At 42.3% G+C, this 208-nt stretch carries 1 protein-coding gene; it reads left to right on the forward strand.

The window, feature by feature from the left end; translation table 11 throughout:
- The coding region (locus tag V6252_RS13745) for a hypothetical protein (RefSeq protein WP_341610795.1) at positions 1 to 208 on the forward strand (208 nt) is incomplete at both ends.

Consider the following 208-nt stretch of genomic DNA (forward strand, 5'->3'; position numbering starts at 1 on the left):
ATCAAGCGGCGAACAACTTAGCGAACAATAATGTCTCATTGGTGCTATTTCATAATGACTTAAGAGTGGCTGACAATGCCACTTTATTGATAGCATCTGAAATCTCCACTGATGGAAAGCTGCTATTGGTTTATGCGTCTTCGTTGACAGATATATTAGACGATAAAGCCCATTACGCCGCCTATCGTTATGAGGCTATGGGTCACGC

The organism is Psychrobacter proteolyticus, from assembly GCF_038155145.1.
GTDB classification, from domain to species: domain Bacteria; phylum Pseudomonadota; class Gammaproteobacteria; order Pseudomonadales; family Moraxellaceae; genus Psychrobacter; species Psychrobacter proteolyticus_B.